The organism is Providencia sp. 21OH12SH02B-Prov, from assembly GCF_027362595.1.
GTDB lineage: Bacteria > Pseudomonadota > Gammaproteobacteria > Enterobacterales > Enterobacteriaceae > Providencia > Providencia zhejiangensis.
The window spans coordinates 3,777,214-3,793,865 of sequence record NZ_CP114796.1 but is presented as its reverse complement, the minus strand read 5'-3'; the positions used below and the strand labels follow the sequence as shown (position 1 = coordinate 3,793,865).

The 16,652-nt window shown below is 40.8% G+C and carries 16 protein-coding genes; 13 read left to right on the top strand and 3 right to left on the bottom strand.

Features of this window, described 5'->3' with window-relative positions:
• The first annotated feature begins 45 nt into the window (after positions 1-45).
• The 6 genes from ubiE to tatC all read left to right on the top strand — a co-directional run bounded on the left by ubiE (position 46) and on the right by tatC (position 4,807).
• A complete protein-coding gene (gene ubiE / locus O7C57_RS17535; protein WP_154624666.1) occupies positions 46-801 on the top strand; it encodes a bifunctional demethylmenaquinone methyltransferase/2-methoxy-6-polyprenyl-1,4-benzoquinol methylase UbiE in 756 nt (251 codons plus the stop codon).
• Between the two features lies 1 nt (position 802).
• A complete protein-coding gene (locus O7C57_RS17530; protein WP_154624667.1) occupies positions 803-1,456 on the top strand; it encodes a ubiquinone biosynthesis accessory factor UbiJ in 654 nt (217 codons plus the stop codon).
• On the top strand, positions 1,443-3,077 hold the full coding sequence (ubiB, locus tag O7C57_RS17525) for a ubiquinone biosynthesis regulatory protein kinase UbiB (RefSeq protein WP_154624668.1): 1,635 nt from the start codon (positions 1,443-1,445) through the stop codon (positions 3,075-3,077). Before O7C57_RS17530 ends, ubiB begins: the two co-directional genes overlap by 14 nt.
• A 113-nt stretch (positions 3,078-3,190) precedes the next feature.
• Complete coding sequence (gene tatA, locus O7C57_RS17520) at positions 3,191-3,481, top strand: twin-arginine translocase TatA/TatE family subunit (RefSeq protein WP_154624669.1); 291 nt, start codon at positions 3,191-3,193, stop codon at positions 3,479-3,481.
• Positions 3,482-3,484: 3 nt separating this feature from the next.
• A complete protein-coding gene (gene tatB, locus O7C57_RS17515; RefSeq protein WP_163860646.1) occupies positions 3,485-4,027 on the top strand; it encodes a Sec-independent protein translocase protein TatB in 543 nt (180 codons plus the stop codon).
• Positions 4,028-4,030: 3 nt separating this feature from the next.
• A complete protein-coding gene (tatC, locus tag O7C57_RS17510; protein ID WP_163860647.1) occupies positions 4,031-4,807 on the top strand; it encodes a Sec-independent protein translocase subunit TatC in 777 nt (258 codons plus the stop codon).
• 53 nt (positions 4,808-4,860) lie between these two features.
• On the opposite strand, the gene rfaH is transcribed toward tatC, so the two are convergent.
• Positions 4,861-5,355: a transcription/translation regulatory transformer protein RfaH gene (rfaH, locus tag O7C57_RS17505; protein WP_154624671.1), complete on the bottom strand. Its 495-nt coding sequence runs from the start codon at positions 5,353-5,355 to the stop codon at positions 4,861-4,863.
• A gap of 166 nt (positions 5,356-5,521) precedes the next feature.
• On the opposite strand from rfaH, the gene pepE reads away from it, so the two are divergent.
• From pepE to fre, 3 genes are all read left to right on the top strand, one after another.
• Complete coding sequence (gene pepE / locus O7C57_RS17500) at positions 5,522-6,247, top strand: dipeptidase PepE (RefSeq protein WP_154624672.1); 726 nt, start codon at positions 5,522-5,524, stop codon at positions 6,245-6,247.
• Between the two features lie 114 nt (positions 6,248-6,361).
• A complete protein-coding gene (gene ubiD / locus O7C57_RS17495) occupies positions 6,362-7,834 on the top strand; it encodes a 4-hydroxy-3-polyprenylbenzoate decarboxylase (RefSeq protein WP_163860648.1) in 1,473 nt (490 codons plus the stop codon).
• Positions 7,835-7,844: 10 nt separating this feature from the next.
• On the top strand, positions 7,845-8,546 hold the full coding sequence (gene fre / locus O7C57_RS17490) for an NAD(P)H-flavin reductase (RefSeq protein ID WP_154624674.1): 702 nt from the start codon (positions 7,845-7,847) through the stop codon (positions 8,544-8,546).
• Positions 8,547-8,931: 385 nt separating this feature from the next.
• Here the strand turns inward: fre and fadA are convergent, their stop codons facing one another.
• Positions 8,932-10,098, bottom strand: coding sequence for an acetyl-CoA C-acyltransferase FadA (gene fadA / locus O7C57_RS17485; protein WP_154624675.1), 1,167 nt, complete (start codon positions 10,096-10,098; stop codon positions 8,932-8,934).
• Between the two features lie 4 nt (positions 10,099-10,102).
• Positions 10,103-12,295, bottom strand: coding sequence for a fatty acid oxidation complex subunit alpha FadB (fadB, locus tag O7C57_RS17480; RefSeq protein WP_269723384.1), 2,193 nt, complete (start codon positions 12,293-12,295; stop codon positions 10,103-10,105).
• A gap of 258 nt (positions 12,296-12,553) precedes the next feature.
• Here fadB and pepQ point away from each other — a divergent pair, with 258 nt between their 5' ends.
• The 4 genes from pepQ to hemG are packed head-to-tail and all read left to right on the top strand — an operon-like array spanning position 12,554 to position 16,523.
• Positions 12,554-13,888 (top strand): Xaa-Pro dipeptidase, encoded by a 1,335-nt coding sequence (gene pepQ / locus O7C57_RS17475; RefSeq protein ID WP_163860649.1) that lies wholly within the window; start codon positions 12,554-12,556, stop codon positions 13,886-13,888.
• Positions 13,888-14,514, top strand: a complete 627-nt coding sequence (locus tag O7C57_RS17470) for an IMPACT family protein (protein ID WP_154624678.1) — start codon at positions 13,888-13,890, stop codon at positions 14,512-14,514. Before pepQ ends, O7C57_RS17470 begins: the two co-directional genes overlap by 1 nt.
• Before the next feature lie 15 nt (positions 14,515-14,529).
• Complete coding sequence (gene trkH, locus O7C57_RS17465) at positions 14,530-15,981, top strand: Trk system potassium transporter TrkH (protein ID WP_163860650.1); 1,452 nt, start codon at positions 14,530-14,532, stop codon at positions 15,979-15,981.
• A gap of 17 nt (positions 15,982-15,998) precedes the next feature.
• Positions 15,999-16,523 carry a menaquinone-dependent protoporphyrinogen IX dehydrogenase gene (gene hemG / locus O7C57_RS17460; protein WP_154624680.1) on the top strand — a complete coding sequence of 175 codons (525 nt, stop codon included), beginning with the start codon at positions 15,999-16,001 and terminating at the stop codon, positions 16,521-16,523.
• Positions 16,524-16,652: the final 129 nt, after the last annotated feature.

The following is a 16,652-nucleotide window of genomic DNA, read 5'->3' as shown; positions in this document are numbered from 1 at the left end:
TTACACTTCCTACAAAAGTTTGAATTATAAACAGGCATAATAGAAATGACAGAACCAACAAAAGAAACTATTGATTTTGGTTTCCGTACAGTAGGCAAAGAAGATAAAGTTGGCCTAGTAGCAAATGTTTTTCATTCTGTAGCATCAAAATATGATTTGATGAATGATTTAATGTCGTTTGGCATTCATCGTGTCTGGAAACGTTTTACGATAGAAGCCAGTGGTGTGCGTCGTAATCAACGCGTTCTAGATCTGGCGGGTGGAACCGGCGATTTAACCGCTAAATTTTCTCGCCTTGTCGGTGAAAAAGGCGAAGTGATTCTCGCTGATATCAATGATTCCATGTTAAAAATGGGGCGTGAAAAGTTACGTGACCTTGGTATCGTTGGTAATGTTAGCTATGTTCAAGCTAATGCTGAGGAGTTGCCGTTCCCAGATAATTATTTTGATTGTATCACTATCTCTTTTGGTCTGCGTAATGTCACAGACAAAGATAAAGCGTTGCGCTCAATGTTTCGAGTGTTAAAGCCAGGTGGACGTTTGCTTGTTCTTGAATTCTCTAAACCTGTTATTGAGCCACTGAATAAAGCTTATGATGCGTATTCATTCCATGTTTTGCCACGTATTGGGCAAGCAGTCGTTGGTGATCCTGAGAGCTACCGTTATCTCGCTGAATCTATTCGTATGCATCCTGACCAAGAAACACTGAAATCCATGATGGAAAATGCAGGTTTTGAACAGGTTACTTATACCAATATGACAGGTGGTATCGTCGCATTGCATAAAGGGTTTAAATTCTAAGATGGAAGCCACGTCAGCACAGTCAGAAAGCCAAAATACCGTATTATATTCTTTAATGACGGCATTCATGGAAACATGTATGAATCATATGTTATTTAAAGAATCGGTCTTAAAACCCGCTAGAGCACGCTTAGCGGGTAAAGTCATGTCGGTCGACTTAAAAGAGCTCAATCAAACGTTGACGCTGATTTTTACTGATAACCATGTTGATGTGTTAAGCCAATGGTGTGAACCTGCTGATTGTACAATCAAAACATCCCTGTTTACGTTGATTAAACTAAAGGATAAACAGCAATTATCACAGCTAATTAATAGTGGTGAAATTGTTATTGAAGGTGATATGCAGGTTGTTCAGCATTGGTCGTCGCTGTTAGATATGGCCATTTGGGACCCCGCCCATTATCTGTCACCTTATCTCGGCGATGTTGCCGCGCAAGGGATTAGCCAAATCGTTCAAAAGGGAAGTAAACTTGTTTCACATCTAGCATGTCGACAAAAAACGTACCTAAAAGATACATTGCTTGAAGAATGGAAAATGGCGCCAAATCCGCTAGAACTGGCTTATTTTAGTGATGAAGTTGAGCAGGTTGCTGAGTCCTTAAATCAGCTAGAAATGCGGTTACGCCAGCTGGAGGAGCATAATGACGCCCGGTGAAATAAAACGCCTTTACTTTATTATTCGGGTATTCCTCTCATATGGTTTAGATGAATTAATCCCAAAAGTTAAACTCACGTTACCCCTTCGGATCGGTCGCTTTGGTTTCTTTTGGATCAAGAATCAACATCCAGAAAAAGAAGTGGGTGAGCGATTACGTTTAGCGTTACAAGAGTTGGGGCCGGTATGGATTAAATTTGGTCAGATGTTATCGACTCGCCGAGACCTTTTCCCTCCAACAATTGCTGATCAACTCTCTTTACTACAAGATAAAGTCGCTAGCTTTGACGGTAAATTGGCGCGTCGCTACATTGAAGAATCATTAGGTGGGCCATTAGAACAATGGTTCGATGATTTTGATGAAAAAGCCCTCGCCTCAGCGTCAATCGCTCAAGTCCATACTGCCAAGCTGAAAGAAAATGGCAAAGAGGTTGTTTTAAAAGTCATTCGTCCTGATATCTTGCCAGTGATTAAAGCTGATGTGAAACTCATGTACCGCATCGCTAATTGGGTGCCTTTGTTACCAGACGGCCGTCGTTTACGCCCTAAAGAAGTCGTGCGTGAATACGAAAAAACGTTAATCGATGAGCTGAATCTTTTACGTGAATCAGCCAATGCTATCCAGCTGCGTCGTAACTTTGAAAATAGCTCTATGTTGTATGTGCCTGAAGTTTATGCGGATTATTGCCGTGAAAATGTGATGGTCATGGAGCGCATCTACGGAATCCCTGTGTCGGATATCTCGGCTTTAAAAGCTCAGGGAACAAATATGAAAATCTTGGCTGAAAGAGGCGTCAAAGTCTTCTTTACCCAAGTTTTTCGTGACAGTTTCTTCCATGCGGATATGCATCCAGGCAATATTTTTGTGAGTTATGAACACCCTGAAGATCCACTTTATATTGGCATTGATTGTGGTATTGTAGGGTCATTAAATAAAGAAGATAAGCGTTATTTAGCGGAAAACTTTATTGCGTTCTTTAACCGCGACTATCGTAAGGTGGCGGAGTTACATGTCGATTCAGGTTGGGTACCTGCTGATACCAACGTTGAGGATTTTGAGTTTGCTATCAGAACGGTGTGCGAACCAATCTTTGAAAAGCCACTGGCTGAAATTTCGTTTGGGCATGTCCTGCTGAATCTATTTAATACTGCTCGTCGCTTCAATATGGAAGTGCAACCACAGCTAGTATTGCTACAAAAAACCTTACTTTATGTTGAAGGTTTAGGTCGTCAGCTTTATCCCCAACTTGATTTGTGGAAGACGGCGAAGCCATTTTTAGAAGATTGGATACATAGCCAAGTTGGTATTCCAGCTATTACTCAAGCTTTAAAAGAAAAGGCACCTTATTGGGCAGAAAAAATGCCTGAAATTCCTGATTTAATTTATGGCGCTTTACGTCAACATAAATTCCTACAATCGAATATTGAACAACTTACTGATCAATTAAAGGAACAACGTAGCAAACAGCGTAAGTCTCAGTACCTATTAGGAATGGGGGCAACACTGATTCTTTGCGGTAGTTTATTCTTTATTTTTGAGTCAACCTCAATGGCGACAGCATTTATGACTATTGGTGCGTTGTCATGGGTTATAGGTTGGTATAAATCAGGAAAAAATTAAGTAAACCTTGTTTTGCGACAAGTTTATAAGCCTGTGAATATTTCCGTATTGAGAGCAGGTTGTATATAATGGGATAAATAACTATTGATCCCACTTTTACAGAGGTATAAACAATGGAATCAACTATTTCAATGGCCGCTTTTGGTAGCCCTTGGCAACTTATTATTATTGCTCTACTTATTATTTTAATTTTCGGAACCAAAAAGCTGCGCTCTCTGGGATCTGACTTAGGTGAATCATTGAAAGGCTTTAAAAAAGCAATGAACGATGATGAAGCTGCAAAGGCTGCAAAAGAAGAGCAAGAAAAACAAGATGCTGATTTTGCACCTAAAAATATTACAGAGCAACAGGCTGCTGAGAAGAAAGACAGCCCAGTTGAGAGCAAAAATAAAGAGCAGGGTTAAACCGTGTTTGACATAGGTTTCAGTGAACTGCTGCTTGTTGCAGTTATTGGTCTTGTCGTATTAGGCCCTGAGCGTCTACCAGTGGCAGTGAGAACTGTTGCTGGTTGGATCCGTGCTATGCGCTCTTTAGCCGCTAATGTGCAAAATGAATTGTCACAAGAACTCAAATTGCAAGAATTGCAAGAGACCTTGAAAAAAGTTGAGGAGAAAGCTGGTATGGAAACGCTTTCTCCTGAGCTAAAACAATCTATGGATGAGCTTCGCCAAGCAGCACAATCATTAAAATCAGGTTATCAAGCGACGACAGAGGGTGTTGAAAGCGAATTGCAAAAAGCGAAAGAATTAACTGACAACTATGATAGTGCAGTTAAAGATGCTCAAAACAATGCTTCAAAAACTCAAGAGTCAGACCCTGATCCTGAACATGCAGCAAAAATGGCAGAAGTGGTTGAAGAGCCAGTAACGTTATCAGCGCAAAGCGACGACGCTCAACAAACTGCATCGACAACGAAAAAAAATCCTAATCAGACTGAAAGCGAAAAATAGAACATGGCTGTAAATGATACACAACCACTTATTAGCCACCTCATTGAACTCAGGAAGCGGCTGCTAAACTGTTTGATTACGGTTTTGATTGTTTTCGCTGCTTTGGCTTACTTCTCAAATGACATTTATCGGTTAGTTGCCGCCCCTTTGATTGATAAGCTCCCTGTTGGTTCTCAAATGAGTGCAACAGATGTGGCATCTACATTCTTTACCCCAATTAAACTGACAATGATGGTATCGATATTTGTATCAATACCGGTCATTCTGTATCAAATTTGGGCGTTTATAGCACCTGCGTTATATAAGCACGAACGTAGATTAATGCTGCCTTTGTTGGTTTCGAGCAGCTTCCTTTTCTATTTAGGAATGGCATTTGCTTATTTTGTGGTTTTCCCATTAGCATTCGGCTTCTTTGTGAAAACGACACCCGATAGCGTTAATTTTATTCCGGATATTAGCAAATATCTCAGTTTTGTTATGACGCTATTTATGGCATTTGGTGCCGCATTTGAGGTGCCTATAGCCATTATTCTCTTATGCTGGACGGGAGTGACAACGCCGGAATCATTAAAACGTAAACGCCCATATATTTTAGTTGGTGCATTTATTGTTGGGATGTTCCTAACGCCACCAGACGTTCTCTCTCAGACTTTACTTGCCGTTCCGATGTACTTACTTTTTGAGTTGGGGGTACTTTTATCTAACTTTTATGTAGGTAAAGGTCGACGGAAGGCGGATGAAGAAGAAAACGAAGAAAACGAAGAAAAAGAAGATTCTTAGTTCATGACTATTGAATTAACAAAAAAGCCCACTCGATGTGGGCCTTTTTATTTCTATTGAGGTAATTTTTTAAATTGAGAGTTATCAAGCACTTTAGATACATTTTTATTTAAAATATTCAGCAATAAGATGGATCGCGACTCACCATTTGGCTCATCATAGATAGCTTGTATACCGGAAAAAATACCTTCTGTAATTAAAACATTATCACCATGCACTGGTGTTTCAGGGGCGACAAGATGAGACAGTGGAGCCTGTTGCAAGAGCTCTATAATTTCATCGGGTACAACGGCAGGTAGTTGCCCAAAACGCACAAAATGACTTACACCTCGTGTTGATTGGATTGTTGTCGTATGGATGTCATTATGATCAAATTTCACAAATAGGTAGTTAGGGAATAGAGCTTCTTGTACTGTCACCCGTTTTCCTCTAACCACTTTTTCTATCTCTGTCATCGGGGTCATGCAAATGACACTTTGCCTATTCAAGTGCTCTATGGCCCTATCAATTTGCCCTCGTTTACAATATAGCAAATACCACTTTTCCATTTTTCTAACCCACGCGACAAAATTATGCTCATCATAACAAATTAACACATAAAAATGTGACTAATCCATTAAGTAAGAATATCATTCAGAATCAGAAACATATATTAACTTAAACTTACTCAAGAGAGTTAACCATAGTATAACAACTCGTTATCTAGGAGACAGCATGGAAATATTTTTATTAAGTAATGGTAAGCTTCCTAATAATCCAGTATGGCTAAGCTACGCATTACCTCGTATTCACGAAATGATTGCCCGTAAAAATATTAAGTCAGCAGTATTAGTGCCTTATGCAATATTACGCGGTTCGCATGATGAACGTGCGGAACAGCTAAGTGAATCTTTAGGGATCAAAGTCACCTCGATAGAGCATTTCTCTAGTCCTGTAGAAGCAATTGAACAAGCGGAATGTATTCTTGTTAGCGGGGGTAATACTTGGTGGTTAAATAAATGTCTGCATGAAAATGGGCTTATTGTGGCTATTCAGCGTGCGGTGAGAGAACGTGATGTGCCATATATTGGTTGGAGTGCAGGTTGTAATGTCGCGACACCAAGTATTCGTACAACCAATGATATGCCAGTGAGTAATGCGGCAATTATGCCATCTTTGGGGCTCTTTCCATTGCAAATAAATCCTCATTATATTGATGCGCATATCTCTGGTCATATGGGGGAAACTCGCGATGAAAGATTGCAAGAATTTTGTGTGATCAACCCACATGAAGTCGTTGTTGCACTAAGGGAAGGCAGTGGGTTACAAATTAAGGGGAATACACTGGAGTATTTCAGTGGAAAAGGTGATGGTTTTAAATTATTTAAGCACAATCAGGTATTTCCTGAACAGTTTGATACTTTATCATTAAAATCACTGGTTCCATTTGTTTGTCAGTAAAGTAATCAGTTTTTAGAGATAAACATATTGATTACAAATAGTTTTTATGGGTAACTTGTAACCTTTGCCGGACGTCTTATAATGAGACTCCCTCTGTAATAGTAAAAGATGACAATGAAATACCGTGACCTAAGAGACTTCATTGCCCAGCTTGAAAAGCAAGGCGAATTAAAACGTATTACGATGGAAGTCGATCCTTACCTCGAAATGACGGAAATAGCCGATCGCACGCTTAGAGCAGGGGGCCCGGCATTATTATTTGAAAACCCCAAAGGGTATAATATGCCTGTCTTATGCAATCTGTTTGGTACGACTAAACGTGTTGCCATGGGAATGGGGCAAGAAGATATCAAAGCCTTACATGATGTGGGTAAGTTGCTTGCTTTCCTGAAAGAGCCAGATCCCCCGAAGGGATTCCGTGATTTATTCGATAAATTACCTAAATTTAAACAAGTATTGAATATGCCGGCGAAACGGCTAAGCTCAGCACCTTGCCAAGAGCAAATTTGGACTGGTGATGATGTCGATCTGACTAAAATTCCTGTGATGCATTGTTGGCCTGAGGATGCCGCGCCACTCATTACGTGGGGATTAACCGTCACGAGAGGTCCGAATAAAGAACGCCAAAACTTAGGTATCTATCGCCAGCAAGTGTTAGGTAAAAATAAAGTCATTATGCGCTGGCTTTCACATCGTGGTGGCGCTCTTGATTACCAAGAGTGGTGCCAACAGCATCCGGGGGAAAAGTTCCCCGTGGCGGTTGCACTAGGAGCAGATCCTGCAACTATTTTGGGGGCAGTGACACCCGTTCCGGATACATTATCTGAATATGCCTTTGCAGGATTATTGCGCGGTAATAAAACAGAGGTTGTTAAATGTATTTCTAATGACCTTGAGGTGCCCGCTGGGGCTGAGATTATCTTAGAAGGGTATATTGAGCCGGGAGAGCTTGCCCCCGAAGGACCTTATGGGGATCACACCGGTTATTATAATGAAATCGATAGTTTCCCTGTATTTACAGTGACTCATATTACACAGCGTCGCAATGCCATTTATCATTCCACCTATACAGGCAGACCACCTGATGAGCCAGCCGTACTTGGTGAAGCACTAAATGAAGTTTTAGTGCCTATTTTGCAAAAGCAATTCCCAGAAATTGTTGATTTTTATTTGCCTCCTGAAGGTTGCTCGTATCGCCTCGCGGTTGTCACCATGAAGAAACAATACGCAGGTCATGCAAAACGCGTCATGATGGGGGTTTGGTCTTATCTTCGCCAATTTATGTACACAAAATTTGTCATTGTTTGTGATGATGATATCAATGCGCGTGACTGGAAAGATGTGATCTGGGCGATAACCACACGTATGGATCCTGCCCGTGATACTGTTATGATGGAAAATACACCGATTGACTATCTTGATTTTGCTTCACCAGTGTCAGGTTTGGGCTCGAAAATGGGGCTAGATGCCACCAATAAATGGCCTGGGGAAACAAACAGGGAGTGGGGCAGACCAATAGTAATGGATGAAAAAGTGAAGTCGCGTATAGATGATATTTGGGAACAATTGAATATTTTTGAAAAATAAGAGGGGATCCATGGCAACTTTGAGCTGCAAAGTCACATCTGTTGAGTCCATAACTGATACTGTATATCGGGTTATTTTGTTGCCGGATGGTCCTTTTCATTTTAAAGCGGGCCAGTATCTTATGGTGGTAATGGACGAACGTGATAAGCGCCCATTTTCCATGGCTTCTACACCCGCGAATAACGAAACAATTGAACTTCATATTGGGGCTTCGGAGATTAATCTTTATGCCATGGCGGTGATGGATAGAATTTTAGACCAACGCCGCATTGATATTGATATCCCACACGGTAAAGCTTGGTTTAGAGAAAATAGCCAAAACCCCATGATTTTAGTCGCGGGGGGAACCGGTTTCTCATACACACATTCAATATTACTGGCTGCGTTGATGGAGAACCCTTCTCGAGACATTACTTTCTATTGGGGAGGGCGCCAATTAGAACATCTTTATGATTTAGGTGAGCTTCAGGCGCTGAGTGAACGTTACTCGAATTTAAAAATTGTGCCCATCGTAGAACAGCCTGATGAGTTATGGCGAGGACGATCAGGAACGGTATTAAGCGCGGTCTTAGAAGACTTTGGCGATTTGTCTTCTTATGACATCTATATCGCAGGGCGTTTTGAAATGGCAAAAATCGCTAGAGAACGCTTTTGTGCCGAGCGTAATGCAAAACCTGAGCAACTGTTCGGTGATGCTTACGAGTTTATTTAAAACACGCAATGGCTTCGTTTCGAATATATTGAGACTGAATGTGGCGTCTATTGAAATTTATTATGCCACTGAGGCTTTTTCATTGTGTTTATTGATGATTTTTATTCTATGATGCTCTTTTCGCAATGGTTGTAGTGACAGCGGAACAATATCATTGATTGGCTAATTGTCTTTAGCGTATTGCTTCACAAAATAAAAAGCCCGCCCCTGACTAGGCGGGAATGTTGACAACATACAACAACACGACGGCAACTAGCGGTATACCCTTGATACTTCAATTGGTATATGCCTTGGCAATGTGGCTCAGAATACGTAATAAAATAAATTTTCTGAGCGCACCTTTATTATTGGCAAACTACCATTCAAACTATTTTGGGTATAAACGTTATATACGCTCTATGATGGTTGCGATTCCCTGACCAAAGCCTATACACATTGTTGCTAGACCAAATTGTTTGTCTTTTTGCTCTAATTGATTGAGTAATGCGGTTGTTATCCTTGCTCCTGAGCATCCTAAAGGATGGCCTAGTGCAATAGCACCTCCATTAAGGTTAACTTTTTCATCAATTTGATTTTCAGGTAGTTTCAGCCCTTTTAGGCAGGCAATTGATTGAGCTGCAAACGCTTCATTTAACTCAATCACATCCATATCGGCTAGTGATAATCCAGCCCGCTTAAGTGCTAATTCTGTTGCAGGAACAGGCCCAAAGCCCATGATAGATGGATCACAGCCGACTACAGCCATGGCGCGAACTCTAGCTCTCGGCTTCAGCCCTTGTTTATGCGCGTAACTTTCGCTAGTGATTAACATCGCTGATGCACCATCCGAAAGTGCCGACGAGTTACCCGCAGTTACAGTACCGCTGACAGGATCAAAGACGGGACGTAATGACGCTAAGCTTTCAAGATTGGCATCAAAACGAATGACCTCGTCGTAATTCACGGCAAAGAGATTGCCATTGCTATCATGCCCAGCAATAGGGGCTATTTCTTGCTTAAACTGCCCGTTTCTCGTTGCTTCTGTTGCCCGTTGATGTGACCTGAGCGCAAATGCATCTTGTTCTTCGCGACTAATTTTATACATTTTTGCCAGCATTTCTGCGGTTAAACCCATAGCGCCAGCTGCTTTTGCGACTCGTAGTGTTAATTTAGGGTTGAAATCAATACCATGTGTCATTGGAACATGGCCCATATGTTCAACACCGCCGATTAATACCGAGTGCGCATCACCCGTCATTATCAATCGGCTTGCATCATGCAAAGCTTGCATGGATGAACCACATAAACGGTTGACAGTGACCGCTGGAACGGTGTGTGGAATATCAGTCAGTAACGCAGCATTTTTCGCAATATTAAAACCTTGTTCAAGGGTTTGCTGTACGCATCCCCAAATAATGTCATCGAGGTCTTTCTTGCTTGCGTTAGGATTGCGTTCAAAAATTACATTCATTAAATGTGCTGAGAGGTCTTCCGCTCGGACATGGCGAAATACACCGCCTTTTGAACGCCCCATAGGTGTACGTATTCCATCGATAATAACGACATTTTCCATACTATTAGCCTCTCGCAACTTTTTTAACATCAATTGCCACTACAGGTGGCAGCGCATAATAACTGGAATTGGTCTGTGATTTTTCTTTGAGACCCTCAGGAATTTGATACAGTGGGCTTAATTGAGCATATGTTTCAGCTGTTTTAGCATAGGATTGTGTACCCACTGTATCTAAATAGCGGAATGCGCCTCCACGGAAAGGAGGGAAACCAAGACCATAAACGAGTGCAATGTCAGCATCCGCTGGGCTTTGAATAATACCTTCTTCTAGGCAACGAACGACTTCATTGATCATTGGGATCATCATACGTGCGATGATCTCTTCTTTAGTAAATGAACGTTTTCCTTTACTAATTGACGCTAATAACGCATCAGTCTCTGGGTCATCGACCTTTTTCGGTTTTCCTTTTTTATCTTTTTCGTATTGATAAAAACCTTTGCCATTTTTTTGCCCAAAGCGTTGTGCTTCAAACATCACATCGATGGCATTCTTATTGGTCTTGCTCATACGCTCAGGGAAACCTAAAGCCATTACCTGTTCTGCGTGAAAAGCGGTATCGATCCCAACAACATCAAGTAGATAAGCGGGGCCCATAGGCCAGCCAAATTCTTTTTCCATGACTTTATCGATTTCTCTGAAGTCGGCACCATCCTGTAATAGCAAGTTAAAACCTGCAAAATAAGGAAAAAGAACCCTATTGACAAAGAACCCTGGGCAATCATTAACGACGATGGGGGTTTTACCCATTTTATTTGCGTAGGCAACAACTTTAGCGATGGTCTCATCGGTCGTTTTTTCACCGCGAATAATTTCAACCAATGGCATGCGGTGCACAGGGTTAAAGAAGTGCATTCCACAGAAATTTTCAGGTTTCTTCAGTGATTTGGCTAGTTCAGTAATCGGAATAGTAGAGGTATTGGATGCTAAGATTGTTTCAGGGCTAACTAATGCCTCAACTTCAGAGAGAACAGCCGCTTTAATTTTAGGATTCTCAATAACCGCTTCGACGACCACTTGTGCATTTTCAATGCCCGAGTAGGAGAGAGAAGGGTGAATGGATGCGAGAGTTTTCGCCATTTTTGAAGCGTTGATTTTGCCTCTTTCAAATTGAGCATTTAATAATTTATGGGCTTCTTCAGTGCCTAAATCTAACGATTTTTCATTAATATCTTTCATCAGCACAGATACACCTTTGCTGGCTGATTGGTAGGCGATCCCGCCACCCATAATACCCGCGCCGAGTACGGCTGCATGTTTAGGGGCTTCTACATGGCGAGAAAGTCGTTTGCTAGTAGACTTAACTTGTTGGTCATTTAAGAAAATACTGACTAATGAACGAGCGACGTCACTGTGTGCAAGGGGAACAAAAGCGGCCATTTCATGTTTTAGCGCTTCATCACGAGAACAATTAGCGGCTTTTTCAATAGTATTGACTGCTGCCATTGGGGCTGGGTAATGTTTTCCCGCAACCTTATAAACCATTCCTTTCGCAACATTAAAGCTCATTGTTTGCTCAATAGGACTAAGTTGCAATGGTTGTAATTTCGGTTGACGTCGTTGCTGCCAATTAATCGCCCCAGAAATAGCTGACTCAATCAATTCTAATGCAGCTTGAGGGAGTTTTTCTGTTTCAACAACCGCATCCACTAATCCCATTTTTAACGCTTCGGCTGCACTGACATCTTTACCTGCGGTAATAATTTCGAGAGCGCTATCTAAGCCAATGAGTCTAGGCAAGCGGACTGATCCACCAAAGCCAGGCATAATACCTAACTTAGTTTCAGGTAAACCTACGCGAGCATCTGGAGAGGCAATTCGTAAGTCGGTGGAAAGAATACATTCACAGCCGCCACCTAACGCGTAGCCATTAATGGCACTCACAGTAGGAACAGGCAAATCTTCTATACGATTAAAAATGCGATTTGCGTAGCTTAGCCATTCACTTAACATTTCTGCTGGTGCTTCAAAAAGAGAAAGAAATTCTTTGATATCAGCACCAACGATAAAAGCCGGTTTGTCAGATCTTAAAATAACACCCAAGAGTTCTGTTTGCTGTTCAAGAGTAGCAACTGCTTCATCAAGTGAAGCAACGGTATGAGTATCTAACTTATTTATTGGCTCGGCTGAGTTAAAAACGAGTTCTGCAATACCTGTTTTCAACCATTGAACATAGATTGTTTCACTTTGATAAAGCATGCCGCTCTCCTTATGATGATTTTATCATCTGGTACGACCAGATAGAATTGAGTGTGACTAGAATGTTAATAAAATGCAAATAATCAATAACAAAAGTGGAATGTTGATCACAGCAAACAGTAGGAATACAGGTTGATGAAAATAGTATTTTATTTACCAATCAATTAATTAAAGGGTTTTCTGTTTAGACTGCATACCAGTAAATTAAAGAACGTGCTAAGCTTTCATTTTCTAAATAAAGCTGAAAGGTTGAATGAAATGGAAAAACTGACTGCACTCTACGCTGAACATATTAAAACTTTGCAAACAACAACTCAGCAAGTCTTACAGCGCAGCAAGCTAGACGCCATACTGATTCATTCTGGTGAACCTCTACGTATCTTCCTTGATGACAGTGATTACCCCTTTAAAGTCAATCCTCACTTTAAAGCATGGGTACCTGTAACGGATGTCCCACATTCGTGGTTATTAGTTGATGGCGTAAATAAACCTAAATTATGGTTTTATTCACCTGTTGATTATTGGCACAGTGTTGAACCGCTACCGAATAGTTTCTGGACAAAAGAAGTTGAACTTATTCATTTAAAAAATGCTGACGATATTAGCCAATTTTTAGCGAATCTTTCTAAGGATAATATGGCATATATTGGTTCTGCTAAAGAAAGAGCAGAATCATTAGGTATTCGCTTACAAAACATTAACCCAAAACCTGTTATTGATTTTTACCATTTTCACCGCTCATATAAAACGGATTATGAGATGTACTGCATGCGTGAAGCTCAGAAAATGGCGGTAAACGGCCATTTATCGGCATTTGAAGCTTTTCAAGCGGGTATGAGTGAGTTTGATATCAATATTAGCTACTTACAGGCGACAGGCCATCGTGATACCGATGTTCCTTACGGTAATATTGTTGCGCTGAATGAAAATGCGGCTGTATTGCATTACACCAAATTACAGCAACAAGCGCCGAGTGAGATTAGAAGCTTTTTGATCGACGCGGGTGCAGAATATAATGGCTATGCCGCAGATATCACACGCACTTATGCAGCAAAAGGCAAAAGTGACTTCGCTGCACTCGTTGCTGATTTAAATAAAGAGCAGTTATCACTCATCGACACGATTAAAGCGGGTGTTCGTTATACGGATTATCATGTCGATATGCATCATAGAATTGCCAAGTTATTGAAAAAACATTCAATAATTAAAGGGGTAAGTGAAGAAGTTATGGTGGAAAAAGGGCTCACTACGCCATTTTTACCTCATGGCTTAGGTCATCCTTTAGGGCTACAAGTCCATGATGCTGCTGGCTTTATGCAAGATGAAGAGGGAACATTACTTGCCGCACCGAAAATGTACCCATTCTTGCGTTGCACTCGTGTACTTGAACCGAGAATGGTCGTAACCATTGAGCCAGGCTTATATTTTATTGAATCCTTGTTATCATCTTGGCGTTCTAGCGAGTTTAATCAATATTTTAATTGGGAAAAGATTGAACAATTCAAGCCATATGGTGGTATTCGTATTGAAGACAACATTATCATTCACCATAATCGAGTTGAAAATATGACGCGAGATTTGCAATTACCGTAATGAAAGCTTATTTAATACCGGCTGAATCTATTTCTTATACAGAAGAAATTAAGAAAAGCCGTTTTATTACCTATCTTGCACATACCGATGGTATTGATGCTGCAAAAGATTATATTCAATCGATTAAAGCACAATACCCAGATGCTCGGCACCATTGCTGGGCATTTGTTGCTGGGCGTCCCGATGACTCCCAGCAGCTTGGTTTTTCTGACGATGGCGAGCCGACTGGTACGGCAGGAAAGCCAATAATGGCACAATTACTTGGAAGTCATTTAGGTGAGGTTACTTGCGTCGTTGTGCGTTATTTTGGTGGGATTAAGTTAGGCACAGGGGGTTTAGTTAAAGCTTACGGTAACGGAGCTCAACAGGCACTTAAGTTATTACCAACACAGACGAAAGTACCCCAAAAATTTTTTCATCTCGTTTGTGATTATTCATTTATTAATACGGTCGAGCAGTTGGTTGCGCAAGTGAATGGTATGATTGTGCATAGCGAATACAATGAAACAGTTTTCTTGCGAATTGCAATTCCTGCTACCTTAGAACACGAAGTCAATGATAAATTACGCGATATGAGTCGCGGAGCTTTAGAGCTTATACCGGAATCTGAATCGTTAATTGGTTAGCAAGGAACCTGCCGAATGCATTTTCGTGCAATAACCCGTATTGTCGGGCTACTCGTCATTATTTTCTCTTTTACCATGGTTGTTCCTGGTATTGTTGCGTTAATTTATCGTGATGGCGCTGGACGAGCATTTAGTCAAACTTTTGTTGCGGCTTTAGTGATCGGTCTGCTTTTGTGGATCCCTACCCGTAATAGCAAACATGAACTTAAAGCAAAAGAAGGTTTCTTAATCGTAGTATTATTTTGGACAGTTCTTGGTAGCGTAGGGGCATTACCCTTTATTTTCTCTGAGAAGCCAAATCTCTCAATAACGGATGCTTTCTTTGAGTCTTTTTCTGGATTAACGACAACGGGTGCAACAACGTTAACAGGCTTAGATACGCTGCCTAAAGCGATTTTATTTTATCGACAAATGTTACAATGGCTTGGCGGCATGGGGATCATTGTACTCGCTGTGGCTATTCTCCCATTATTGGGGGTTGGGGGAATGCAGCTTTATCGAGCTGAAATGCCGGGGCCACTGAAAGATAATAAGATGCGTCCTCGTATTGCGGAAACCGCGAAAACACTTTGGCTGATTTATGTCTTACTGACCATTATTTGTGCAATCGCACTGTGGATCGCTGGAATGGATGTTTTTGATGCGATTTCCCATAGTTTTTCAACAATAGCGATTGGCGGCTTCTCAACTCATGATGCAAGTGTCGGCTATTTTAATAGTCCTGCTATCAATACCATTATTGCAATTTTCTTGCTGATATCGGGTTGTAATTTCGGTTTACATTTTGCGGTATTAACTGGACGTAGCTTAGGGATCTATTGGCGTGATCCTGAATTTAAAACATTTATTAGCTTTCAGTTAGTGCTCGTTATTATTTGTACATTGGTTTTACTCTATCATTCAGTCTATGGTTCTTTCGGACAGACACTTGATCAAGCTTTTTTCCAAGTTGTCTCAATGGCTACAACGGCAGGCTTTACAACTGATAGCTTTGCAGGATGGCCTTTATTTTTACCCATGCTTCTATTATGTGCGGCATTTGTGGGTGGCTGTGCTGGATCGACGGGGGGGGGGTTAAAGGTTATCCGTATTTTATTACTGTTTTTGCAAGGTTCCCGAGAGTTAAAAAGGTTGGTCCATCCTAATGCGGTTTATACCATAAAATTAGGCCAAAGAGCATTACCTGAGAGGATCATTGAAGCTGTTTGGGGATTCTTTTCTGCTTATGCATTGGTATTTGTAGTGAGTCTACTTCTGTTAATCGCGACGGGTGTTGATGAGTTTTCTGCTTTTTCTGCTATAGCAACAACGTTAAATAACTTAGGGCCCGGACTTGGAACCGTTGCAGATAACTTTACCTCAATGAACCCCACTGGGAAGTGGATACTAGTTGTGACCATGTTATTTGGTCGTCTTGAAGTCTTTACATTATTAGTGTTATTCACACCAACATTTTGGCGTGATTAGCCATATTAGGATTAAGAATGAGTTATTTACTTTTGCATTCAAGTACTGATGGGCAAACGAAAAAAATTGTTTTAAAAATAGCTGAACAATTAAGAAGCTTAGGGCATCAATGTGATATTCGTGATTTAAATACTGAAAAGAATATCAATATAGCGTCCTATGAGAAGGTGTTGGTTGGGGCATCTATTCGCTATGGCCATTTTAACAAATCACTTGTACGGTTTGTTAATATGCATCAACAGCAATTGAATGTGATGAAAACGGCTTTCTTTGGTGTAAACCTCACCGCAAGAAAAGAAGGAAAAGATACCCCAGAGACAAATGCCTATACGCGTAAGTTTTTAGAGAAAAGTCTTTGGAAGCCGACATTAAAATCTGTATTTGCTGGCGCTTTGATGTATCCCAAGTATGGTTGGTTTGATAAGACAATGATTCGCTTTATTATGAAGATGACCGATGGCCCTACTGACCCCAATACAGAGATCGAATACACAGATTGGGAAAAGGTCAGTCAATTTACTCAAGAATTTGAACGCTTGTAGTACATATTTTTAGCAATAAGTGATGATTTTAAGCGATTTGTCTAATGTTTCATCGGTTGAAATAAAAAGTTTAAAAAACACTTGCTAGAATTTTCTGACTCCCTATAATGCGCATCCGTTGTCACGACA

Excerpts from the sequence above, each read along its gene's own strand:
- O7C57_RS17470 (WP_154624678.1), top strand. The coding sequence starts at position 13,888 with ATGAAAGCTTATTTAATACCGGCTGAATCTATTTCTTATACAGAAGAA.
- ubiB (WP_154624668.1), top strand. The coding sequence starts at position 1,443 with ATGACGCCCGGTGAAATAAAACGCCTTTACTTTATTATTCGGGTATTC.
- tatC (WP_163860647.1), top strand. The coding sequence starts at position 4,031 with ATGGCTGTAAATGATACACAACCACTTATTAGCCACCTCATTGAACTC.
- pepE (WP_154624672.1), top strand. The coding sequence starts at position 5,522 with ATGGAAATATTTTTATTAAGTAATGGTAAGCTTCCTAATAATCCAGTA.
- rfaH (WP_154624671.1), bottom strand. The coding sequence starts at position 5,355 with ATGGAAAAGTGGTATTTGCTATATTGTAAACGAGGGCAAATTGATAGG.
- trkH (WP_163860650.1), top strand. The coding sequence starts at position 14,530 with ATGCATTTTCGTGCAATAACCCGTATTGTCGGGCTACTCGTCATTATT.
- hemG (WP_154624680.1), top strand. The coding sequence starts at position 15,999 with ATGAGTTATTTACTTTTGCATTCAAGTACTGATGGGCAAACGAAAAAA.
- tatA (WP_154624669.1), top strand. The coding sequence starts at position 3,191 with ATGGAATCAACTATTTCAATGGCCGCTTTTGGTAGCCCTTGGCAACTT.
- O7C57_RS17530 (WP_154624667.1), top strand. The coding sequence starts at position 803 with ATGGAAGCCACGTCAGCACAGTCAGAAAGCCAAAATACCGTATTATAT.
- fadA (WP_154624675.1), bottom strand. The coding sequence starts at position 10,098 with ATGGAAAATGTCGTTATTATCGATGGAATACGTACACCTATGGGGCGT.
- ubiD (WP_163860648.1), top strand. The coding sequence starts at position 6,362 with ATGAAATACCGTGACCTAAGAGACTTCATTGCCCAGCTTGAAAAGCAA.
- fre (WP_154624674.1), top strand. The coding sequence starts at position 7,845 with ATGGCAACTTTGAGCTGCAAAGTCACATCTGTTGAGTCCATAACTGAT.
- fadB (WP_269723384.1), bottom strand. The coding sequence starts at position 12,295 with ATGCTTTATCAAAGTGAAACAATCTATGTTCAATGGTTGAAAACAGGT.
- pepQ (WP_163860649.1), top strand. The coding sequence starts at position 12,554 with ATGGAAAAACTGACTGCACTCTACGCTGAACATATTAAAACTTTGCAA.
- ubiE (WP_154624666.1), top strand. The coding sequence starts at position 46 with ATGACAGAACCAACAAAAGAAACTATTGATTTTGGTTTCCGTACAGTA.